This window comes from Shinella sp. OV683 (genome assembly GCF_057787725.1).
This window is the reverse complement of sequence record NZ_CM173543.1, coordinates 4,757,247-4,779,675: the sequence shown is the minus strand read 5'-3', so window position 1 is coordinate 4,779,675 and position 22,429 is coordinate 4,757,247. Positions and strand designations below refer to the sequence as shown.

Annotated in this window: 15 protein-coding genes; 8 read left to right on the top strand and 7 right to left on the bottom strand. The window is 59.7% G+C overall.

Annotated features, from left to right (window positions below; all coding sequences use genetic code 11):
• The first annotated feature begins 130 nt into the window (after window positions 1-130).
• From ACXHRN_RS23075 to lysS, 3 genes are all read left to right on the top strand, one after another.
• On the top strand, window positions 131-811 hold the full coding sequence (locus tag ACXHRN_RS23075) for a TetR/AcrR family transcriptional regulator C-terminal domain-containing protein (protein WP_488638619.1): 681 nt from the start codon (window positions 131-133) through the stop codon (window positions 809-811).
• Window positions 812-1,008: 197 nt separating this feature from the next.
• The gene (gene gltX / locus ACXHRN_RS23070; protein WP_488638618.1) at window positions 1,009-2,466 is read left to right on the top strand and encodes a glutamate--tRNA ligase; all 1,458 of its coding nucleotides are present in this window, start codon (window positions 1,009-1,011) and stop codon (window positions 2,464-2,466) included.
• A gap of 205 nt (window positions 2,467-2,671) precedes the next feature.
• On the top strand, window positions 2,672-4,168 hold the full coding sequence (lysS, locus tag ACXHRN_RS23065) for a lysine--tRNA ligase (protein ID WP_488638617.1): 1,497 nt from the start codon (window positions 2,672-2,674) through the stop codon (window positions 4,166-4,168).
• A 176-nt stretch (window positions 4,169-4,344) separates the two neighbouring features.
• Here the strand turns inward: lysS and ACXHRN_RS23060 are convergent, their stop codons facing one another.
• The 5 genes from ACXHRN_RS23060 to ACXHRN_RS23040 form a co-directional block, all read right to left on the bottom strand.
• Window positions 4,345-5,172 carry a L,D-transpeptidase gene (locus tag ACXHRN_RS23060; protein WP_488638616.1) on the bottom strand — a complete coding sequence of 276 codons (828 nt, stop codon included), beginning with the start codon at window positions 5,170-5,172 and terminating at the stop codon, window positions 4,345-4,347.
• Between the two features lie 255 nt (window positions 5,173-5,427).
• Window positions 5,428-6,627: an aromatic ring-hydroxylating oxygenase subunit alpha gene (locus ACXHRN_RS23055; RefSeq protein ID WP_488638615.1), complete on the bottom strand. Its 1,200-nt coding sequence runs from the start codon at window positions 6,625-6,627 to the stop codon at window positions 5,428-5,430.
• Between the two features lie 404 nt (window positions 6,628-7,031).
• Entirely contained in the window at window positions 7,032-7,943 is a 912-nt protein-coding gene (locus ACXHRN_RS23050) for a LysR family transcriptional regulator (RefSeq protein WP_488638614.1), read from the bottom strand.
• Between the two features lie 58 nt (window positions 7,944-8,001).
• Window positions 8,002-9,627, bottom strand: coding sequence for a GMC family oxidoreductase (locus ACXHRN_RS23045; RefSeq protein ID WP_488638613.1), 1,626 nt, complete (start codon window positions 9,625-9,627; stop codon window positions 8,002-8,004).
• Window positions 9,627-10,532, bottom strand: coding sequence for an NAD(P)-dependent oxidoreductase (locus ACXHRN_RS23040; protein WP_488638612.1), 906 nt, complete (start codon window positions 10,530-10,532; stop codon window positions 9,627-9,629). Before ACXHRN_RS23040 ends, ACXHRN_RS23045 begins: the two co-directional genes overlap by 1 nt.
• Window positions 10,533-10,780: 248 nt before the next feature.
• Here ACXHRN_RS23040 and ACXHRN_RS23035 point away from each other — a divergent pair, with 248 nt between their 5' ends.
• The 5 genes from ACXHRN_RS23035 (at window position 10,781) to ACXHRN_RS23015 (ending at window position 19,637) form a co-directional block, all read left to right on the top strand.
• Window positions 10,781-13,228, top strand: a complete 2,448-nt coding sequence (locus ACXHRN_RS23035; protein WP_488638611.1) for a GcvT family protein — start codon at window positions 10,781-10,783, stop codon at window positions 13,226-13,228.
• On the top strand, window positions 13,225-15,681 hold the full coding sequence (locus tag ACXHRN_RS23030) for a GcvT family protein (protein WP_488638610.1): 2,457 nt from the start codon (window positions 13,225-13,227) through the stop codon (window positions 15,679-15,681). The genes ACXHRN_RS23035 and ACXHRN_RS23030 overlap by 4 nt, the downstream gene beginning before the upstream one ends.
• 350 nt (window positions 15,682-16,031) lie before the next feature.
• Window positions 16,032-16,868, top strand: coding sequence for an isocitrate lyase/PEP mutase family protein (locus ACXHRN_RS23025; RefSeq protein WP_488638609.1), 837 nt, complete (start codon window positions 16,032-16,034; stop codon window positions 16,866-16,868).
• A 54-nt stretch (window positions 16,869-16,922) separates the two neighbouring features.
• On the top strand, window positions 16,923-18,155 hold the full coding sequence (locus tag ACXHRN_RS23020) for an aromatic ring-hydroxylating oxygenase subunit alpha (protein WP_488638608.1): 1,233 nt from the start codon (window positions 16,923-16,925) through the stop codon (window positions 18,153-18,155).
• Window positions 18,156-18,704: 549 nt separating this feature from the next.
• Window positions 18,705-19,637 (top strand): hypothetical protein, encoded by a 933-nt coding sequence (locus tag ACXHRN_RS23015; protein ID WP_488638607.1) that lies wholly within the window; start codon window positions 18,705-18,707, stop codon window positions 19,635-19,637.
• 97 nt (window positions 19,638-19,734) lie between these two features.
• On the opposite strand, the gene ACXHRN_RS23010 is transcribed toward ACXHRN_RS23015, so the two are convergent.
• Both ACXHRN_RS23010 and bglA read right to left on the bottom strand, forming a co-directional pair.
• Window positions 19,735-20,742 carry an ABC transporter ATP-binding protein gene (locus tag ACXHRN_RS23010; RefSeq protein WP_488638606.1) on the bottom strand — a complete coding sequence of 336 codons (1,008 nt, stop codon included), beginning with the start codon at window positions 20,740-20,742 and terminating at the stop codon, window positions 19,735-19,737.
• A gap of 11 nt (window positions 20,743-20,753) precedes the next feature.
• Complete coding sequence (gene bglA, locus ACXHRN_RS23005; protein ID WP_488638605.1) at window positions 20,754-22,412, bottom strand: beta-galactosidase BglA; 1,659 nt, start codon at window positions 22,410-22,412, stop codon at window positions 20,754-20,756.
• Window positions 22,413-22,429: the final 17 nt, after the last annotated feature.

Sequence of the window (22,429 nt, the reverse complement as noted above, 5' to 3'; positions counted from 1 at the left end):
CGCTTCTCAGCACACACAAAGTTATCGAACCGAACGGTTCAGTTCGAGTTGACATATTCCTTTTTTTGGATCATATCAAGGGCAATCGAACCGATCGGTTCGAAATAATATTAATATAGGGAAAACGGAAATGAACGAGGTCGGTGACACCGCCGATAACGTCAGCTTGGTACAGCCGGAGCCTTTGGGCGGCGGAAGACCTGCGGCCGGCGAAGATCCAGTCAAACGCGAGCAGATTCTCGACGGCGCGCTGTGCGTCTTCATGCAGATGGGCTTCGATGCCACGAGCATGAACGACATCACTCGCGAGGCTGGCGTCTCCAAGGGCACGCTATACGTCTACTTCAAGAACAAGGAAGACTTGTTCGCGGCGATGATCGAGCGGCAGAAGCTGAGGATCTTTGGCCGGTTGCAGGAAATTCTCGAGAAGAACCAGCCGGTCGCGCAGACCCTGCACGATTTCGGCGTGCTGTTTGCCACCCACCTGCTTGCCGACAAGACCATCCGCGGCATGCGCATCGTCATCGGCGTTATCGATCGAATGCCGGGACTTGCCAACCTGTTCATGGTGGCGGGGCCGAACAGCGGTCCGGCAATGCTGGCCAATTACCTGCATAAGCAGGCCGAACTTGGGAACCTCCGGGATGTCGACGATCCGATGATGGTTGGCCGCCAGTTCGGCGATCTCTGTCTCGCCGGATTGTTCCGTCCGCGCCTGTTTGGTGAAATGAAGGCGCCGCCGACGGCGGAAATGATCGAGAGGAACGTGGCGTCCGCCATCCGGCTTTTTTTGAACACCTACGGGGTGTAAAGCCGGACCTGTTTTCCGCGGCGACCTGGAATCAGCTTTTTCTTGACGCGCGTAAGTGAATATGGCCTAAGGCAGCCCCTAAGGGATATATCCCGCTGCCTTGCTTAGCAGGCGTTGCGGGCCGGTTCCCCGCAACATGCATCCTCTTTCCCGCCGCGCGGGGTCGACGATGCCAGCATCATTCTGGGCCGTTCAAAATGACACCTTCAGGCGTTCGCGTTCGCATCGCTCCTTCTCCCACCGGCGAGCCGCATGTCGGCACTGCCTATATCGCACTGTTCAACTATCTTTTCGCGCTCAAACACGGCGGCGAATTCATCCTCCGTATCGAGGATACCGACGCCACTCGCTCGACGCCGGAATTCGAACAGAAGGTGCTGGATGCGTTGAAATGGACCGGTTTGAAATGGTCCGAAGGCCCCGATGTCGGCGGCCCCTACGGCCCTTACCGCCAGTCCGATCGCAAGGACCTTTATCTCCCCTTCGTAGAGAAGATCGTCGAGGCCGGTCACGGCTTCCGCTGCTTCTGCACGCCAGAGCGGCTGGCCGAAATGCGCGAGACCCAGCGCGCCGCCGGTAAGCCCCCGAAATACGACGGCCTGTGCCTCAATCTTTCCGCCGAGGAAGTGACGTCGCGCATGGCCGACGGTGAACCCACCGTCGTGCGCATGAAGATCCCGACCGAGGGCTCCTGCAAGTTTGTCGACGGCGTCTATGGCGAAGTCGACATTCCGTGGGATGCGGTCGACATGCAGGTCCTGCTCAAAGCCGACGGCATGCCGACCTACCACATGGCCAATGTCGTCGACGACCATTTGATGAAGATCACCCACGTGGCGCGCGGCGAGGAATGGCTGGCCTCGGTGCCGAAGCACATTCTAATCTATCGCTATCTCGGCCTCGAGCCGCCGGTCTTCATGCATCTCTCGCTGATGCGCAATGCCGATAAATCGAAGCTGTCGAAACGCAAGAACCCGACCTCGATCTCCTATTACTCGGCGCTTGGCTACATGCCGGAAGCGTTGATGAACTTCCTCGGCCTGTTCTTCATGCAGATCGCCGAGGGCGAGGAACTGCTCGATATGAACGAGCTCGCCGAAAAATTCGATCCGGAAAACCTCTCCAAGGCCGGTGCGATCTTCGACATCCAGAAGCTCGACTGGCTGAACGGCCGCTGGCTGCGTGAAAAACTGACGCCGGAAGCCTTCATCGGCCGCGTGCTGGAATGGGCATCGGAAAATTCACGTCTCACCGAAGGCTTGAAGCTGGCTCAGTCGCGCATTTCCAAGCTCGGTGAATTGCCTAACCTCGCCGGCTTCATGCTGTCGTCCGATGTCGGCCTGACGCCGGCGTCATTTGCGGGTGTGAAGACGCCGCCTGCCGAGACGCTGGAAATCCTGCAGACGGTGCAGGCCGATCTCGAAAAGATCCTCGAATGGAATGTCGAGACGATCGAGGCCGAACTGCGTGCTATCGGCGACCGGCTTCGCAAGAAACTGAAATTCGTCACCCCGCCGCTTTTCGTTGCCGTTTCCGGCAGCCAGCGCTCGTTGCCGTTGTTTGATTCCATGGCGCTGCTCGGCCGTTCGGTCGTACGTCAGCGCCTCAAGGTCGCCGCCACCGTCGTCGCATCCATGGTCGGTTCGGAAAAGTGATTTGGGTGGGAGGGGTCAATCCTCTCTCCCTCATTCCTGTGCTCGTCACAGGAATCCAGCCACGGCGCGTCTGCGCCGTGAACCAATGAATTGAGAGTCTCCCGCGCCCAAAGACTTGGGCGCACTGGATTCCTGTGACAAGCACAGGAATGAGGGATGAGGGGACGATGGTCGCAGCGGCAACGCCGCAACAGGATTTGAAACCATGAACGACAAGAACGAAACCGCAGCCCTCTCCTCCGACGCCGCTGAAGTCCGCACTCAGAAACTCAAGCTGCTGCGCGAGAAGATCGGTGACGTATACCCGGCGCATTTCCACCGCACGATTACCAATGCGGAACTGATTGCAAAATACGAGGATCTGGCGCCCGACACAGAGACGCAAGACATCGTCACCGTTGCTGGCCGTGTCTATTCCTCGCGCAATTCCGGCATGTTCATGGACATCCATGATGCATCCGGCAAGATCCAGATCTTCAGCCACAAGGACGTCACGCCGCAAGCCGCACGCGACCTGCTGGATCTGATCGATCTCGGCGACATCATCGGCGTGACCGGTGCTGTCCGTCGCACCAAGCGCGGCGAACTGTCCATCAATGCCCATGAAATCACCATGCTCACCAAGACGCTCCTGCCCATGCCGGAGAAGTATCATGGACTGGCCGACATCGAACTGCGCTACCGCAAGCGTCACCTCGACATCCTTACCAACGAGGAATCCAAGCTCCGCTTCCAGCAGCGTTCGAAGATCGTCTCCGGCATTCGCCGCTTCATGGAAAATGACGGCTTCATGGAAGTCGAGACGCCGATGCTGCATTCGGTTTATGGCGGCGCTACCGCCGAGCCGTTCAAAACCCATCACAACACGCTGAAGCTCGACATGTACCTGCGCATTGCGCCGGAACTGTTCCTCAAGCGCACGCTGGTCTCGGGGCTCACCGACAAGGTGTTCGAGATCAACCGCAACTTCCGCAATGAGGGCGTGTCGACCCGGCACAATCCCGAATTCACGATGATGGAATGCTACTGGGCCTATGCCGATTACGAGGACATCATGGACCTCGTCGAACGCCTGTTCGCGGAGCTTGCCATGTCGATCCACGGAACGACGGAATTCGCTTTCGGCGACAAGCAGATTTCGTTTGCCGGTCCGTTCAAGCGCGTGCCGATGCCGGATGCGGTCAAGGAAGCCACGGGTATCGATTTCCTCGCCATCAAGACGGACGAGGAAGCCCGCGGCGCCTCGCGTGCTGCCGGTTTCGAAGTCGAAAAGGATGCGACCTGGGGCGAATGCCTGGCATTCATCTTCGAAGAGGCTGTCGAAGGGACGCTAATCCAGCCGAGCCACGTCACGCATTTCCCGAAGGACATTTCGCCTTTCGCCAAGGAAGTGCCGGGCGAGCCGCGCCTTGTCGAGCGCTTCGAGACCTATTGCAACGCCTGGGAACTGGGCAACGCCTTCTCCGAACTCAACGATCCGGAAGAGCAGCGGGCTCGCATGGTCGAGCAGCTTGAACAGGCGCATGCGCGCGGCGAGAAGTCGAAGGAGCTCGATGAGGAATTCCTGGATGCCATAGACCAGGGCATGCCGCCGGCCGGTGGCCTCGGCATCGGTGTCGACCGCTTGATCATGCTGCTCACCAACGCGCCGTCGATCCGCGACATCATCCTGTTTCCGGCCCGCCGTAACAAGAACGACTGATCCAGTATTTGATCTGCGGATAGCAAAACGGGGCCAGTCGGCCCCGTTTTTCATTTCAGAGCGCAACCCGTTTTAAAGCATGTTGCGCAAAAGTGTGCAGCGGTGTTGCGCCTAAAACATGCGTCAAAACAAGGAGCTAAAGTACGACAAGCGAATCCCGGAGATCGCGACGCACCTTAGTATGCAGGCCCTTCGAGGAAATCATCGTTGGGAGCATAGTCATCTCGGTAGCGGGGATCCTCGCCCAAACCTTGATCCTCCTGGCTGTAGCGCGGCGCCGGCTCGTCGAGGTTCTGTACCTGTTCCTCATAGCCGCCCGAGAGATTGGTCACGACGATCGGCGTCTTGTTCGCCACGCGATCGAAGAGATCGACGACGTCCTGGTTGATCATTCGCACGCAGCCTGATGACACCGACTTGCCGATAGTCCACCATTCCGGCGAGCCATGGACGCGATAAAGCGTGTCCTCGCCATCCTTGAAGATATACATGGCGCGGGCACCGAGCGGGTTCTTCAGGCCGGGTGGCATCGAGCCCTCGAGGCCGAGCCGCTCCTGCAGTTCGGGCTGGCGTGCGACCATCTCTACCGGCGGCGTCCATTTCGGCCATTTCCGCTTGTACTGGATCACGCCGCGACCCGACCACGCGAAGCCCTGCCGGCCAAGGCCCACGCCGTACCGCATTGCCTGGCCGTTGCCCTGCGTGAGGTAGATAAAATGATTGCCGGTATCGACGACCAATGTTCCGGGCGGCTGACCGGTGGGATCGGCGACCACCTGCCGGAGAAATCTGGGATCGATCTTCTGGTAGGGAATGGCTGGCAGCGGATAGAGTTCATCCGGCTTTTCACCATAAATCTCGTCATAGGCCATAGATGGGGCAGTGACCGGTTCGGCTTCGGTGACTTGAACAGGTCTCGCCGTGGTCGTGCAACTGGCCAGGGCCGAAAGCCCGGCGATGCCGCTGGTCTGGAGGAAAAGTCTGCGTGTGAGGTGCACTGTCATGCCTTTCGATTCTTTTTCTTGCAATTAACTCAGGCATTAGGACCCGGGTTCCGCCGCGTCTAATAACGAATCCGTGTGCGCAACGGTTTGCCTTCAAGGTGTTACATAAGCGCTTCACCCGCCGGGATCACGGCAATATTATGTTTTGATAAAATAACTATTTGGTCAATGCTCGGCTGATCTCGACAGAAAAAAAGGGCGGCTCCCTAGCCGCCCTCTATTGGCTGAAATGGCCGTCGATCAGTCTGCCAATCCCTATGCCCTGCGCATGGTGCGATTGATATCGGCAATCTCGCTCTCATGTGGTGGCTTGTCGAGCGTCATGACCGGCAACACGGCGCGCAGATGGTCGTGATGGGTCCGGACGCCATATTCGAGATCCGAGAGGTAGAAATTGTTGAAATTCTTCGACGCCATCGCCTCGTTCGACCAGATGGTCAGCTGCACGTCCTCGGCCTGCGTGTCGCGATCGATGCGCATGGCGAGATAGCGGGCGAGGCGCTGGCGGCGCGTCTCATCGTTATAGCGATAGACGGCGCCGCGCAGCAGCGTTCGCCCTTTGGAAAGCGGAAACTCCTGATAGAACTGCACGGTCTCCGGCGTCACGGCGATGACGCAATTCGGGAACATGCCGAAATAGATCCAGGCCTTCTTCAGTCGTTCCGGCAGGCGCGGCGGCTCCTCGGCGATCTCAACATAGTTGCGCACGCTCCAACGGCGGCCGGCATGTGGATTGAAAGTCGCGAAGGACCGGCAGACGCCGTTGACGAAGGGCTCGTCGTAATAGGTCGAGCCATAGAGATCCTGCAGCGCCGGATGCGCCATCGCGACATGGTAACCCTCGTTGTCGACGTCACGCACCGACTTCCAGTTGACCTCGGAGATCTGGCTCCAGATCTTGCTGTTGGCGGGAACGACCGTCTCGGGCTGGTAATGACCAAGCTCTTCCGCAAATGGTTTCAGCACCTCGGCAACTGAAGCCTGCGGACCCTTTTCGAAGCGGATGAACACGAAGCCCATCCAGATCTCGCTTTCGAGCTGCGTCAAGCCGAACTCGACCTTGTCCATCGGCGGAAATGAATTCGGGCGCGATGGCCCACGCAGCGTGCCGTCGAGATTGTAGACCCAGCCATGGAACGGACAGACCAGCGCATTGCGGCAGGCACCCTTGTTGTCGGCCACCAGCCGTGAGCCGCGATGCTTGCAGATATTGTGAAAGGCGCGGATCTCGCCGTCCTGGCCGCGCAGGATCAATGCCCGCTCGCCGACGATGTCGAGCGTCAGGTAATTGCCGGGCTCGGGAAGATCAGAAATATGGCAGGCGATCTGCCAGTGCTCGCGGAAGATATGCTGCTTTTCGAGCTCGAACAGCGCCTCGCTGTGATACGTCCAGCCGGGCAAGCCACGGCGGTCCCAATCGTTGGGGATGCTCAGGTCACGCACCAGCTCGTTCATTGCCGTCTCCATATTTGCTGAATGTTCATTCAATATAATCATAATTATCGTTGAAATGGAATATGTTGCGAGAAAAATTAAGCGTCACAATGATTGTTTCGATCAACCGAATACGCGCAACTACGCGAAAAATCGCAGCCGGCTCAAAGGGATGCGCTGATGTTCTGCAGCAGCAAAATTTTTCGGCAATACAGCTGAAAGCCGGCAGCGTCAGCGGTGCAGCACACTCCCTCTTCTCCCCAGCGGGGAGAAGTGCCGAGCGCATGCGAGGCGATGAGGGGGCGAGGCTTGCTCAGAGCAAGAGCGCCCCCTCATCTGCCCTTCGGGCATCTTCTCCCCAAGGGGAGAAGAGGGAGTATGCTGCCCCGCCTTGAAATCCAAACGTGGCCCCCAAGCCCGGCGCGTCAACTCGCTGCCTGCCTGAACAGCCAGTCGCGGAACAGAATCGCCTCGGCCTTCAGTCGCTTCTGGCCCTCCGGCTGGACGAAATAGTGCGATTCCTCGATCGGGATGGCCATGTCGACCACACGTTCGAGCCGGCCCGACTTGATGTAAGATTCGGCGAGGCTTTCGATGACGATCGCCGGCCCCACACCTGCGGCCGCCATTTCCAGCGCCGAGATTGTCGTGTCGATATTCATCCCGGCGGTGGGCGCAAACGCTAGGCCGGCCTGCTTGGCCAGCTTCTGCCAAAGGTTTTCGTAGCCGGTATCGTGGATCAGCAGCTTGCCCGACATCACCGATTGCAGGCGCTCGGCATCGTCGGCGCCTTGCGCCATGCCGGGCAGACAGACGGGGATCGCCCGGTGCGACTGGATCAGCGACGACTTGTAGCCCGGCCAGTTACCATCGCCGAAGCGGATGTCGATATCGGCCATCTCATCCTGCAAGGTCGGTGCCCAGACGATCGTCGAGATTCTCAGCGACACGTCGGGCCATTGCTGACGAAAATCCAGCAGCCTCGGCGCCAGCCACAAGGCGATGAAGGACACCGGTCCGCGCACCGACAATGTCCGCTTGCCGACCGGCCCGAAAAGGCCGGCGGTGGCGGCAGCCAGTTCGTCAAAGCTGTTGCGCAGCGGCGGCAGGTAGGCCGCGCCCTTCTCGGTGAGCCGCAGGCTGCGCGGCAGTCGCTCGAACAATGTCACGCCGAGATGCTTTTCCAGCGACCGAACCTGATGACTGACGGCCGCCTGCGTAAGGCTCAGCTCTGCTGCGGCCAGCGTAAAACTCTGGTGGCGCGCGGCCGCTTCGAATGCCCGAAGCCAAGCGAGCGGCGGCAACTGGTAGCCGGCAGGGGAGCTGTTGTCATTCATCTTCTGGGCTTGCGTAACGGATCGAGCCCGAGAGTCTACCGGGAGTGTCGGCATTTGGCTATGCCTTCGCGTCTTCGAGGATCATCGCCGCTGCCCTGGCTGCAACCATCATCGTGGGAGCATTGGTGTTGCCGGAGATAACCGATGGAAAAACCGAGGCATCGGCCACCCGCAAGCCTTCGACGCCGCGCACTCCCAGCCGTCCATCGACTGCCGATGTAGAGGGATCGCTGCCCATGCGAGCGGTGCCACAGGGATGATAGACGGTGCCCGAGCGATTACGGAAATCATCGATCAGCGCCTCGTCGGCCACGACGGATGCGCCCGGCTGCAGTTCCTCGACGATGATGTCGCGCAGCGATTTCTGTGTCGCGATCCGGCGGATGACTTTGACACTGTCGAGCATCCCTTGCAGGTCGGCATCGGTGCCATAGGCGTTGGCGCGGATAGACGGTGGGGCAAACGGATCCGTTGAGTGGATCAGGCAGGTGCCACGTGCCGTCGGTCTTGTGTTGGAAACGCCCAGCGCAAAACCGGGGAAGGGGTCCGGCACCAGCAACGGCCGTGTACCTTTCTTTGCCGAAAATGTGCTGATTGCCTGGAAGTAGAGCTGCGTGTCCGGCCGTTCAAGCTCTGGACGTGATTTCACGAAGCCGCCGCCCTGGTTCATGCTGAGGCTGAGTGGTCCGCGCCCGGCGAGGAGAAATTCCAAGCCAGCCCGCAGCTTACCCCACCACGGTCGCAGCACCTGGTTCAGCGTCGGGATGTTGGCCTTGAAGACATAATTGATGCCGAGATGGTCCTGCATGTGGTGACCCACTGCGGGACTGTCGGCGACCACCTCGATGTCGAGCGATCTTAGATGCGCGCCGGGACCGATGCCCGAGAGCTGCAAAAGCTGCGGCGAGTTGATCGCGCCGCCCGCGAGCACCACTTCGCGACGCGCCCGGATCACCTGACGCACGCCGCGCGTTTCGATTTCCACGCCAGTTGCCCGCTTTTCGGAAATCACCACCTTCAGCGCCTGACTGTGAAGAAACAGCTGCACTCCGCTGCGTTTCAGCGCCGGTCGTAGGAACGCCTTGGCGGCCGACATCCGCCAGCCGTCCTTGGAATTGAGCTGGTAGATGCCGACGCCTTCCTGTGTGGCGCCGTTGAAATCCGCGTTGAAGGCAAAGCCCGCTTCGGTCGCCGCCCTGACGAAGCGCTGCGCGAGCGGGTGGGCATGTCGGCTGGCGTCGGTGATATGCACCGGCCCGCCCTTGGCGCGCCATGGGTCGGCACCGGCCTCGTTGTCCTCAAGCCCTTTGAAGAATGGCAGCACATCGCGATAGGCCCAGCCTGCATTGCCCTCGGCGGCCCAGTCGTCGTAGTCGCGCGCATCGCCACGGATCCAGACCATGGCATTGATGGAGCCCGAACCGCCGACGATCTTGCCGCGCGGCCAGAAATCCGATTGCCCGTTGAGACCTGGATCGGGCTCGGCCATGTAATTCCAGTTGATCGACTTGTCGAAGAAGGTCTTGCCATAGCCGAGCGGCATCTGCACGAAGAATTTTCGATCCGTGCCACCCGCTTCGATCACCGCGACTGAATATTTGCCGCTTCGCGACAAGCCCTCGGCAAGCACACAGCCTGCCGAGCCCGCGCCGACCACGACATAGTCGAATTCCATTGTGTTCATCACAGTTCGGCCGGAAAGCCGGGCGCGCGCAGATCGGTGCCCACCGCATCTTCCAGCAGCTTGACCACCTGCGATGACCATGCGCCGCCACCATACTGGCTCTTGGCGCGGATGAAGGTCTGCATTGCGTGGCTGGCGAGATCGAGCGGCACGCCGAACTCCTTGCCGAAACCGAGCGCGAAACCGAGATCCTTGACCGCAAGATCCATGGTGAAATTGATGTTGTAGCTGCCGTTGAGGATCACCTGGCCCTCGGTCTCGTGCACGAAGGAATTGCCGGACGATGCCTTGATGATGTTGAACGCGTCGGTCAGGTCGATGCCGCCCTTCTTCGCCAGCATAAGTGCCTCGCCGGTGGCGATCAGATGTATGAAGGCCAGCATGTTGGTGATCACCTTGATCACCGCAGCCTTTCCAAGCGGCCCAGCATGGAAGATTTCGCCGCCCATCGCTTCGAGTGCCGGCTTGTGCAGCTCGAACAGATCCTTGTCGCCGCCGGCAATGACGGTGATCTCGCCGCTGGCCGCCTTGTGGACGCCGCCGGTGACCGGGGCTTCCATCATCCGCGCGCCCCTGGCGGCGACGAATGCCGCAAGCCGTTCGACATCCTCTGAGCTCAGCGTGCTCATCTCGATCCAAGTGCCGCCTGGCTTCATGCTGGCGAGAATGCCGTTCGGACCGGTCAGCACTGCCTCGGAAACCTTTGGCGAGGGCAGACAGGTGATCACCGCATCGACGCCGGCGGCCACCGCTTGCGGATTATCACCCCAATGGGCGCCGCCGGCCAGTAGGCCTTCGGCGTTCGCGCGGTCGAGATCGTTGATCGTCAGCTCAAATCCTGCCCGCTGCAGCGAGCCCGCGAGGTTGCGTCCGAGATGGCCGAGGCCGATGAAACCGTAATGCATGACGCCCCTCAAAAATGCTTGCCGCGCGCGCCTGCGCGCGACCTGTCAAATCCTTGTAAGGGTCGCATTAATTTGTGGCAATCGCCGGGAATTCGCCTTGTGACGAATGTCGCGCAAAAAAAACGGTGACATTGGCGCCTTATCCTTTGTTTGCAGATTGGCTTTCGAAGAGGTGTAGAGTTGCCGGCATTGAACGATCGTGGAATTATCGCGGAAGTTCTGCCAAAACTTCCTCACAGGGGTCCTGAATGTCCGAACTTCCATCAACGGCGCGCGTCGTCATCATCGGCGGTGGCGCGGTGGGCGCATCGAGCCTGTATCACCTCGCAACAGCTGGCTGGACCGATTGCCTGCTGCTCGAAAAGAACGAGTTGACGGCCGGCTCCACCTGGCATGCCGCCGGCAATGTCCCGACCTTTTCGTCGTCCTGGTCGTTGATGAACATGCAGCGTTATTCCGCCCAGCTTTACCGGACACTGGGTGAGCAGGTCGACTACCCCATGAACTACCATGTGACGGGCTCGATTCGCCTCGGTCACACCAAGGAACGCCTGCAGGAATTCAAGCGTGTCGTCGGCATGGGACGCTATCAAGGCATGGATCTGGATATCCTGTCGCCCGACGAGATCAGGAGCCGCTATCCTTTCGCCGAGACGCATGACCTGACTGGCGCACTCTACGACCCCAATGACGGCGACATCGATCCCGCCCAGTTGACGCAAGCACTGGCCAAGGGTGCTCGCGATCTCGGCGCCAAGATCGTCCGCTTCTGTCCGGTGACCGCGGTTCGCCGCGAAAATGACGAGTGGGTGATCACCACACCCAAGGGCGAGGTGCGGTGCGAATATGTCGTCAACGCCGCCGGCTATTACGCCCGCGAAGTCGGCAAGATGTTCGGCCGCGACGTGCCGATGATGGTCATGAGCCATCAGTACATGCTGTTCGACACCATCCCCGAACTCGAAGCGTGGTCGAAGGAAGCCGGCCACAAGCTGCCGCTGATGCGTGACGTCGACTCGTCCTACTATCTCCGCCAGGAAAAGTACGGGATGAATCTCGGCCCCTACGAGAAGAACTGCAAGGCGCATTGGATCACCAAGGACGACCCGATGCCGGAGGATTTCTCCTTCCAGCTGTTCCCGGACGATCTCGAACGCCTCGAATGGTATCTCAACGACGCCATCGAGCGCGTGCCGATCCTCGGCACGGCCGGCCTTTCGAAGATGATCAATGGCCCCATCCCCTATGCGCCGGATGGCAACCCGTTGATCGGGCCGATGCCCGGCGTGCCCAATGCCTTCGAAGTCTGCGTCTTCACCTTCGGTATCTGCCAGGCCGGCGGTGCCGGCAAGGTGCTGGCGGAATGGGTGATGAATGGCGAGACCGAATGGGACATGTGGTCCTGCGATCCGCGCCGATACACCAGCTACACCGATCCGCAATATTGCATCGACAAGGGCATGGAAATCTACGGCCACGAATATGCCATGCATTTCCCCAAGCACTATTGGCCGGCCGGCCGCGATCGCAAGCTTTCGCCGATCCACGACCGTATCAAGGCGCTCGGCGCGCAGTTCAAGCCGTATAACGGCTGGGAACGCGCCATGTGGTACGCCAAGCCGGGCGATGACACGTCCGAAGAGGCAACCCAGACCTGGAGCCGCCAGGGTCCGTGGGCCAAGCGCATCGAAGAAGAATGCCTCGCCGTGCGCGATGCCGCCGGAATTCTCGATCTTCCCGGTTTCTCGCGCTACCGCGTCAAGGGGCCGGGCGCCATGGAATGGCTGAAGGGCCTGATCACCGGCAAGGTGCCGAAGCCAGGTCGCATCGGCCTCGCCTATTTCTCCGATGATCAGGGTCGGATCGTCACTGAAAACTCGCTGATGATGCTGGATGAGGATTTCTTCTTCCTGATCACAGCGGCCACTGCCCAGCTTCACGATCTCGAATGGCTGAAGAAACACCTGCCCAAGGATGCTGCCTTCACAATCGACGATGTCACGGACAACTTCACCTGCCAGATACTCACCGGACCGAATTCGCGCGCCGTTCTCGCGGAAGTCTCCGACGCCGATCTCGCCAAGGGCTGGCTGACACATCAGTCTTGTCAGATCGCCGGTAAGTGGCTGCAGCTCGTCCGGGTTTCGTTCGCCGGCGAACTCGGCTGGGAACTGCACACCAAGGTCGAGGATACCGCCGATGTATTCGACGCCGTCTGGGCTGCCGGCCAGAAGCATGGCCTCAAGCCATTCGGCATGGAAGCGCTGGATTCGCTCCGAATCGAAAAGGGCTATCGCGCCTGGAAGGGCGACCTCTCCACCGATTACACGATCCTGCAGGGCGGCATGGAACGCTTCGTCGATTGGGCCAAGCCGGATTTCAAGGGCAAGGCGGCGATGGAGCGCGAAAAGCAGCAGGGTATCACCAAGCGCTTCGTCACCCTCGTGGTCGACGCCGCCGATTGCGACGCTCCCTACATGTCGACGCTCTGGCATGACGGCAAGGTCGTCGGCGAAACCACCTCCGGTAATTGGGGCTACCGCATTGGCAAGTCCGTGGCGCTCGGCATGCTGCGTGCTGATTTGGCGGAACCGGGCACGGAAGTGGAAGTCGAGATCTTCGGCGACCGCCGCAAGGCCGTGGTGCAGGAAGACAAGCCGCTGTTCGATCCGATGAATGAAAGGCTGCGTGCATGAACGCCAAGAAGCAAATTCCGGCCAAGGCGCGCGCCGTCATTATCGGCGGCGGCGTATCGGGCTGCTCCGTGGCCTATCATCTCGCCAAGCTCGGTTGGACCGATGTCGTGCTGCTCGAGCGCAAGCAGCTGACCTCGGGCACGACCTGGCATGCCGCTGGCCTCATCGGCCAGTTGCGCGCGTCGCAGAACATGACCCGGCTCGCCAAATATTCCGCCGATCTTTACGTCAAGCTCGAAGCCGAGACCGGCATCGGCACCGGCATGAAGCAGAACGGTTCGATGACGGTGGCGTTGACCGAGGAGCGCAAGCAGGAAATCTACCGTCAGGCCTCGCTCGCTCGCGCCTTCAACGTCGATGTCCGCGAGATCTCGCCTGAAGAAGCCAAGGCGATGTATCCGCATCTCAATATCGGCGACGTCAAGGCGGCCGTTCACTTGCCGCTCGATGGCCAGTGCGACCCGGCCAACATTGCCATGGCGCTCGCCAAGGGCGCCCGTCAGAACGGTGCTCAGGTCATCGAAGGCGTCAAGGTTACTGCGGTCAACCAGAAGGATGGCCGCGTCGTCAGCGTCACCTGCGAACAGGACGGCGAGACCTATACGATCGAGACCGACCACGTCGTCAACGCAGCGGGGATGTGGGGCCGCACGCTCGCCAACATGTCTGGCGTCACCGTACCGCTGCATGCCTGCGAACATTTCTACATCGTCACCGAACCGATCTCTGGGCTCAAGCAGCTGCCCGTGCTGCGCGTTCCCGACGAATGCACATACTACAAGGAAGATGCCGGCAAGATGCTGGTCGGCGCCTTCGAACTCAAGGCCAAGCCCTGGGGCATGGACGGCATCCGCGAGGACTTCTGCTTCGACCAGTTGCCGGAGGATTTCGACCATTTCTCGCCGATCCTGGAAATGGCCGTCAACCGCATGCCGGTGCTGGAAACCGCCGGCATCCACACTTTCTTCAACGGTCCGGAAAGTTTTACGCCAGATGACCGCTACTATCTCGGCGAGGCGCCCGAGCTGAAGAACTATTGGGTTGCCGCAGGCTATAACTCGATCGGCATCGTCTCCTCGGGTGGCGCCGGCATGGCGCTGGCGCAGTGGATGAACGACGGCGAACCGCCATTCGATCTCTGGGAAGTCGATATCCGTCGCGCCCAGCCGTTCCAGAAGAACCGCGCCTATCTCAAGGATCGCGTCTCCGAAACGCTCGGCCTGCTCTACGCCGATCATTTCCCGTACCGGCAGATGGCGACGGCGAGAGGGGTCCGCCGTTCGCCCATCCATGAGCAGCTGAAGGCGCGCGGTGCGGTGTTCGGCGAAGTCGCCGGCAACGAGCGCGCCAACTGGTTCGCCAGGGAGGGCCAGGAGCGCGAATACAAATACAGCTGGAACCGCCAGAACTGGTTCGACAACCAGCGTGATGAGCATCTGGCTGTGCGTAATGGCGTCGGCCTGTTCGACATGTCGTCCTTCGGCAAGATCCGCGTCGAGGGTCGCGATGCGCTGGCCTTCCTGCAGCGGCTCTGCGCCAACCAGATGGACGTCGCGCCCGGCAAAATCGTCTACACCCAGATGCTCAACCACCGCGGCGGCATCGAAAGCGACCTGACGGTCACGCGGCTTTCCGAGACGGCATTCTTCCTGGTGGTTCCGGGAGCGACACTGCAGCGCGACCTCGCCTGGCTGCGCAAGAACCTCACTTCGGACGAATTCGTCGTTATCACCGACGTCACGGCTGCCGAAGCGGTGCTTTGCGTCATGGGTCCCAGGGCCCGCGAGCTGATGCGGAAGGTCAGCCCCAACGATTTCTCCAACGAGCATCACCCGTTCGCCTCGGCGCGCGAAATCGAGATCGGAATGGGTCTCGCCCGCGCCCACCGCGTCACCTATGTCGGCGAACTTGGCTGGGAGCTTTATGTCTCGTCGGATCAGGCGGCGCATGTCTTCGAGGCACTGGACGAAGCAGGTGCCGATGTCGGTCTGAAGCTCTGCGGTCTGCATACGCTCGACAGCTGCCGTATCGAAAAGGCCTTCCGCCATTTCGGCCATGACATCACCGACGAGGACCATGTGCTCGAAGCCGGCCTCGGCTTTGCCGTCCGCACCAAGAAGGGCGAGTTCATTGGCCGCGATGCGGTGTTGAGGAAGCAGGAAAGCGGCCTCAAGCGCCGCATGCTGCAATTCCTGCTCAAGGACAAGGAGCCGCTGCTGTTCCACAACGAGGCCGTGGTCCGTGACGGTAAGATCGTCTCGATTGTCACCTCGGGCAATTACGGGCATTATCTCGGTGGCGCCGTGGGCCTCGGCTATGTGCCCTGCGAAGGCGAGAGCGAGGCCGATGTGCTGGGCTCCACCTACGAGATCGAGATCGCCGGCCAGCGCGTGCCGGCCACCGCATCGCTCGCGCCGATGTACGATCCGAAGTCGGAAAGGGTAAGGGCGTAAGATGCGAGAATCCTCTAATCCCTCTTCATCTTTGCTGCTCCGACCTGGCTTGAGCCACTTGCTCAGACGTGCCTTTTGGACAGCAGCGCTGAGAGCAGGATCAAGAGGCTACAGCATTCTCCCTCTTCTCCCCTTAGGGAGAAGTGCCGAGCATATGCGAGGCGATGAGGGGTTCCCGGCGACACGCGAGGCGCTTCGCACAACCCCTCATCTCAGGCGCAACTTGTTGCGCCGAGCACTCCGGGCCACCTTCTCCCCAAGGGGAGAAGAGACGGTGAGCCGCATGCCTCCTGACAGGAATTGCCAGTATCACCTCTACACCACTCCTATAGAAATGTAGGAGGACGATCATGCTCGCCGAACGCCACAACGCCTTTCATGCTCTTCACCAGTCGGGATGTTTCGTCATCCCGAACCCCTGGGATATGGGTTCTGCGCGAATGATGGCCGCGGCGGGTGCCAAGGCGCTTGCGACCACGAGCTCGGGCTTTGCCTTCACGCTGGGCCGGCCGGACATGGGCCATGTGACACGCGAGGAAGCGCTGAAGCATGCCGAAGATATCGTCCGGGCGACCCCGCTGCCTGTCTCCGGCGATTTCGAGAACGGCTTTGCCGACGCGCCCGACGGTGTTGCCGAGACGATCCGGCTTGCCGCTGAAGCTGGGCTTTCCGGCTGCTCGATCGAAGATACCCAGATGGTCGATGGCAAGCCGGCCTACGATTTCGAGCTGGCGGTCGATCGCATCAAGGCGGCCGCCGATGCTGCCCGCTCGCTCAAGCAACCCTTCATTCTCTGTGCCCGCGCCGATGGCGTCATGAACGGCGTCTATGATCTCGCCGAAGGTATCCGCCGCATCCAGGCCTTCGAGAAGGCCGGTGCCGACCTACTCTATATCCCGGTGCCACCCGGTCCCGAGGAGCAGCGCCGGGTCATCGCCTCGGTCAGCAAACCGGTCAATGCTCTGGCTGCCGGCCCGCTCACCCAGCTCTCGGTCAAGGACTTCGCCGATATGGGCGTACGCCGCATCTCCGTCGGTTCGATGATCGCGCGGGTCACCCATGCGGCGATCGCCGAACAGATGGATGCGATTATCGGCGAGGGTAGTTTCAAGAAGTTCTCGGCCGCAGCGTCTGGCAGCAAGATCAATGCGATGCTCGCCGCCGGCGCCGATACAACAGACACGTAATCATGAGACGGCGCCGTTCGGCGGCGCCTGCTGAACCCATTCGGAGGTGTTCAAATGCCAAAAACCATCGCAGCATCCGTCAGCACGGATTCCGCCGACCGCATCGACCAGCTCGTAGCCGACTACAAGCCCGGCCATGGCCTGGCACGGCCATTCTACATGGATCCGGAAATCTTCGAGCGCGACATGCAGCGGGTGTTCTTCCGTCATTGGCATTGCATCGCCCATGAAAGCGTCATCCCCAATCCGGGCGATTTCGAGCAGTTCAAGATGGTCAACGAGGCCGTCATCCTCAGTCGCGCGGCCGATGGCTCCATTCATGCCATGCTGAACGTCTGTCGCCACCGTGGCGCCGAAGTCTGCACCAAGCCCAAGGGCAATGCGCGCGGCTTCGTGTGTCCCTACCACGCCTGGACCTACAGCTTGGACGGATCCTTGCGCGCCGCCCGCCTGATGCCCAAGGATTTCAAGCGCGAAGACCATGGACTGAAGAAGCTGCATGTGCGTGTCGTCGAAGGCCTTGTGTTCATTTCCTTCGCCGAAGAACCGCTTGATTTCTCCGAGGTCGAAAACCTGTTGCATGCCACGACCGGCCAGTATGGCTGGGCCAATGCCAAGGTCGCGCATCGGCAATCCTATGTGCTCGACGCCAACTGGAAGCTTGCCGTCGAGAACTATGTCGAATGCTACCACTGCGGTCCCGCCCATCCGGAATATTCCCAGACTCATGCGCTGGAAAAGCCGCTGCATATGATCGAGGAAATGAATGCCAAGATGGAGGAGCGCACCTGCTCGCTCGGCATCGAGATCGGCTCCGGCAATCATTGGCAGAATTCGGCCAATGGTGCCGAGGCGATCCATGCCTTCCGCTATGCGCTCTACGACGGCGTCAAGACCGGCAGCGAGGATGGCTCGGCGCTCGCGCCGCTGATGGGCCGTTTTTCCGATTTCGACGGCGGCGTCACCTCCATCCATCTCGCCGGCACCAGCTTCCTGGTCTGCTACCCCGACCACGGCATGATCTATCGTTTCATTCCGATCGCCGTCGACAAATGCGAGATGGAACTGATCTGGCTCGTCAATGGCGAGGCGGAGGAAGGCAAGGACTACGATCTCGACAAGCTCACCTGGCTCTGGAAGGTCACGACCGACGAGGACAAGGCGATCATCGAACACACATCGCGCGGCGTGAAGTCGAACTTCTTCGTTCCCGGCCCGATCGCACCGATGGAGCATATCGAGCTCCGCTACATCAACTGGTATCTCGAAGAGATGATGCGGGTTTAGGAGTTTTGTGAATGTTCCGCACGAAGGGCCTGTTAGACAATTGCCAGATCTAAGGGCCGAACCGAAGCTCGACCTTTAGACTGGACGTAAGTCGGGCTAGTGGTGGGGCAAAGAGCGAAAATGTCCGCAGACAGCTTCGAACTTGCCAAAGCGAAAACGATAGTAGGGATTTACCCAAACCATTGATTTTCTCTCCTCTTTAGGTGTGAGACCTTGAAGAGAGGCAGTGAAAATGCGATAGTGGTGTTGCTACGCGCCAAAGATCGCATGAGGTTACTACCTCTCATCGATTATTTGGTCATCTGAGCCGCCAAATCCGTCCTACCGGATTTGGCGGCTTTTTATTAGTCTCCTCTCTAGCGCCGATGACCTGACGTGAGAGGCTAATGGTCGGTTTCCAAATCAACATGCTCCCTAGAGTTTTACCCAGAATCGCGCGGAACGATTGGATGATGACTCAGTGCTGGCGGTCGGTCAAGTCATGGAGTAATGGCAATTGCTATTTTGTTGCTGTCGTGTTACTCGAATACGGTGAAATGGAGAGAGAGAATGAGTGACACTCCCCCAAAACCGATTAGAAGTCCCTCCTACCCCAGTTTGCCTCTTCGTGAGGCGGTGGAGGCCGTAGCAAAAATTGAAAGTCAATATCGCTCGTCTCCGGTAGATCGGGAAGTGGCGGTCAAGCTGCTTGGGTATACGTCATTAAGTGGTCCCGCGAGTAAAACGTTGGCATCAATCGCGGCCTATGGCCTGCTTGAGCGGGCAGGGAAGGGGGAGACGCGGGTTTCTCAGCGTTCACGAGCGATTTTGCATGCAGAAAACGAAACTGAACGGCGAGAAAATTTGCTAGCGGCGGCGTCTGAGCCAGAGTTGTTCCGTGACTTGAGAGAGCGCTTCAGCGGCGTCTCTATTCCTCCGGAAGATGGTGTAATTACTTACCTCAATAGGCAGGGTTTTAATCCTACGGCAGTGAGGCCCGCGGCAAAAGCCTTCCTTCAAACGATGAGTTACGTAGAAGAGCTAAATTCCAGTGCTAGTCATGAAGACAAGTCTCGAGGCGACAAACGGCTAGAGAAAACTTCGCAAGATATGTCGCAGTACGGAGGCGCTAGTATCAATGACCTAGTTCAGTGGGAGTCTCAAGGCGTACTGCAATTCGCCACGCCCAGGCGCGTGCGACAGGTTTCTCCCGATGGCAAATGGATAGCTATTGAAGGCAGCCAGACAGGAATACCCATGGCGGAAGTCCTTGTGGTGGGCCGATATCAGGAACAGCAAAGAGAGAGTGTATCGTTTACGTTCGACAGAGAACAAGGCGAAGGCGGTAAGCCCGCAGAAGCGGGTGAGATAGAATGGATGCGCAACAAACTTGGTCACGATACTTCCGTGCGGCTTCTGACAAAAGGCGAGATGGGTCCTAGGGAAATTGGGAGGTTAATAAAGCTTCTGGAGGCTCAAAAATCAGTCCTGGAAGAGGACTGAAGGCAATCTTCGTCGCAAAAATCCCTCCCCCTTGGGGGAGGGCGGCCCGGGCTGCCGGGAGGAGATCGGATATTGAGCGGTCCGAGCCTGAAGTGAATTACGCCGCGACCGGGCGTCCATCCTTGCCGAAGCGATGGATCTTGCCGTCTTCGGCTTTCACCGAAACCGTGTCGCCGGTGTTGTATTTGGTTGTGCCGTCCTCGCGCACCGTCATCGGTTCATCCATGCCGACATCGAGATAAAGGAAGCTGTCGGCGCCGAGCTTTTCGGTGTGGATCACTGTTCCGGTCCATTGGCCGCCGCTCGCGACGATATCGAGGTGCTCGGGCCGCACGCCCACTGTCTCGCAATTGAAGGCAGCGGCATTCTTGCCATTCAGGAGGTTCATCTTCGGCGAGCCGATGAAGCCCGCGACGAACAGCGATTGCGGGTTGTCATAGAGTTCGAGCGGTGAGCCGACTTGTTCGATGCGGCCGGCATTCAGCACCACGATACGGTCGGCGAGCGTCATTGCCTCGACCTGGTCATGGGTGACGTAGATCATGATCGCGTCCGCTATCGATTCATGCAATTTGGCGATCTCGATGCGGGTCTGCACCCTGAGTGCTGCATCGAGATTGGACAGCGGTTCGTCGAACAGGAAGACCTTCGGATTGCGCACGATGGCGCGGCCGATGGCGACACGCTGGCGCTGGCCGCCCGAAAGCGCCTTCGGCAAGCGGTCGAGATAGGGGCCAAGCTGCAGGATGTCGGCGGCGGCGCGGACGCGCTTGTCGATCTCTTCCTGCGGCTGCTTGGCGATGCGCATACCGAAGGCCATGTTGTCATAGACCGTCATATGCGGGTAAAGCGCATAAGATTGGAACACCATGGCAATGCCACGCTTGGAGGGCGGCGTGTCGTTGACCTGCTCGCCGTCGATGAACATCTCGCCCGACGTGATGTCTTCGAGCCCGGCGATCATCCGGAGCAATGTCGACTTGCCGCAACCCGACGGTCCGACGAAGACGATGAACTCGCCCTTTTCGACTTGCAGGTCGACGCCATGGATCACGTGGACCGCGCCATAGGACTTCTTGATATCCTTGAGAACAACCCCAGACATGCTTTCCCTCCTCACTTTTTCCCTTGGGTCCTGCGGGCGAAATAGGCGCCCCAGCCCGGCAGGTTGACGTTTCTTCCATTGATCTCGGCCGCAAAGACCTGATCGTCAAGCGTCTCCCAATCGCCTTCGGGGAGCTTTGCGGTAGCTTTGTTCTCCGTCATGTTGAAGACGCAGAGCAAGATTTCATTGCCATGCTTGCGGGTGAAGGCAAGCACATTTTCATCAGCGATCTCGAATGTAATGTCGCCCTTGGCGAGCGCCGGATGCTTCTTGCGAAAGGCGACGAACGCCTTGTAGTGATTGAGCAGCGAGCCGGCATCGGCCTCCTCGATATCCACGGCGCGCGGCAAGTGCGCCGCGGGGACCGGCAGCCACGGCTTGGCTTCGGAAAAGCCGCCATTCTTCTCGGTGCCACTCCACACCATCGGTGTGCGGCAGCCATCGCGGCCCTTGAAGTCGGGCCAGAACTGGATGCCATACGGATCCTGAAGGTCTTCATAGGCAAGATCGGCTTCTTCAAGGCCGAGTTCCTCGCCCTGGTAGATGCAGACCGAGCCGCGCAGGCTCATCAGCAGTCCCGCAAGCATCTTGCCATGCGCGATATGGTCAGTGACGCCGGCGCCCCAGCGGCTGATGTGGCGCACAACGTCATGGTTGGAAAACGCCCAGCAGGCCCAGCCGTCAGATGCGACGCGTCCGAATTTCTCCTGCGTGTCGCGAACGAATTTAGGTGTCAGCGGATCGGGCGCCAGGAATTCGAAGGCATAGCACATATGCACCTTGTCGCCGCCGGATGTGTATTCGCCGGCAATCTCCAGGCCGCGCTGGGAATCGCCGACCTCGCCGACAGCGGCAATCGCCGGGAATTCGTCGAGCACGGTGCGGAAGCGCTTGAGGAATTCAAGGTTCTCGGGCTGGCTCTTGTCGTAGAGATGCAGCTGATGGTTATAGGGATTGACGGCCGGTGCCGTCGTGGCATTGCGTTCAGCAGGCGCCAATGCCGGATTGTCCCTGAGTTGCTTGTCATGGACATAGAAGTTGATCGTATCGAGGCGGAAGCCATCGACGCCGCGCGTCAGCCAGAAGTGTGTGACCGCAAGCAATGCTTCCTGCACGTCCGGGCAGTGGAAATTGAGATCCGGCTGCGAGGTCAGGAAGTTGTGCAGGTAATATTGCAGCCGCCGCGAATCCCATTGCCAGGCCGAGCCGCCGAAGATCGACAGCCAATTGTTAGGTGGCGTACCGTCCGGCTTCGGGTCGGCCCAGACATACCAGTCCGCCTTCGGGTTGCTGCGCGAGGAGCGACTCTCGACGAACCACGGATGCAGGTCCGAAGTGTGCGACAGCACTAGATCGATCATCACCTTGATACCGAGCCGGTGGGCCTCGGCGATCAGGGCGTCGAAATCGGCCAGCACGCCGAAGATCGGATCGACATCGCAGTAGTCCGAGACGTCGTAGCCGAAGTCCTTCATCGGCGAAGTGAAAAACGGCGAAATCCAGATTGCGTCGGCGCCGATCGCGGCGATATGGCCGAGCCGGGCGGTGATGCCCTTGAGGTCGCCGATTCCGTCATCGTTGGAATCCTGGTAGGAGCGCGGGTAGATCTGATAGATCAGCGCGCCGCGCCACCAGTCCTTGTCTACGGAATTTGAAATCTCATTCGCCATTGTCGCATTCTCTTAGA

What these genes read in the sequence shown, in the direction of transcription:
- ACXHRN_RS23075 (WP_488638619.1), top strand. Translation starts at nt 131, where the DNA reads ATGAACGAGGTCGGTGACACCGCCGATAACGTCAGCTTGGTACAGCCG.
- gltX (WP_488638618.1), top strand. Translation starts at nt 1,009, where the DNA reads ATGACACCTTCAGGCGTTCGCGTTCGCATCGCTCCTTCTCCCACCGGC.
- lysS (WP_488638617.1), top strand. Translation starts at nt 2,672, where the DNA reads ATGAACGACAAGAACGAAACCGCAGCCCTCTCCTCCGACGCCGCTGAA.
- ACXHRN_RS23060 (WP_488638616.1), bottom strand. Translation starts at nt 5,172, where the DNA reads ATGACAGTGCACCTCACACGCAGACTTTTCCTCCAGACCAGCGGCATC.
- ACXHRN_RS23055 (WP_488638615.1), bottom strand. Translation starts at nt 6,627, where the DNA reads ATGAACGAGCTGGTGCGTGACCTGAGCATCCCCAACGATTGGGACCGC.
- ACXHRN_RS23050 (WP_488638614.1), bottom strand. Translation starts at nt 7,943, where the DNA reads ATGAATGACAACAGCTCCCCTGCCGGCTACCAGTTGCCGCCGCTCGCT.
- ACXHRN_RS23045 (WP_488638613.1), bottom strand. Translation starts at nt 9,627, where the DNA reads ATGAACACAATGGAATTCGACTATGTCGTGGTCGGCGCGGGCTCGGCA.
- ACXHRN_RS23040 (WP_488638612.1), bottom strand. Translation starts at nt 10,532, where the DNA reads ATGCATTACGGTTTCATCGGCCTCGGCCATCTCGGACGCAACCTCGCG.
- ACXHRN_RS23035 (WP_488638611.1), top strand. Translation starts at nt 10,781, where the DNA reads ATGTCCGAACTTCCATCAACGGCGCGCGTCGTCATCATCGGCGGTGGC.
- ACXHRN_RS23030 (WP_488638610.1), top strand. Translation starts at nt 13,225, where the DNA reads ATGAACGCCAAGAAGCAAATTCCGGCCAAGGCGCGCGCCGTCATTATC.
- ACXHRN_RS23025 (WP_488638609.1), top strand. Translation starts at nt 16,032, where the DNA reads ATGCTCGCCGAACGCCACAACGCCTTTCATGCTCTTCACCAGTCGGGA.
- ACXHRN_RS23020 (WP_488638608.1), top strand. Translation starts at nt 16,923, where the DNA reads ATGCCAAAAACCATCGCAGCATCCGTCAGCACGGATTCCGCCGACCGC.
- ACXHRN_RS23015 (WP_488638607.1), top strand. Translation starts at nt 18,705, where the DNA reads ATGAGTGACACTCCCCCAAAACCGATTAGAAGTCCCTCCTACCCCAGT.
- ACXHRN_RS23010 (WP_488638606.1), bottom strand. Translation starts at nt 20,742, where the DNA reads ATGTCTGGGGTTGTTCTCAAGGATATCAAGAAGTCCTATGGCGCGGTC.
- bglA (WP_488638605.1), bottom strand. Translation starts at nt 22,412, where the DNA reads ATGGCGAATGAGATTTCAAATTCCGTAGACAAGGACTGGTGGCGCGGC.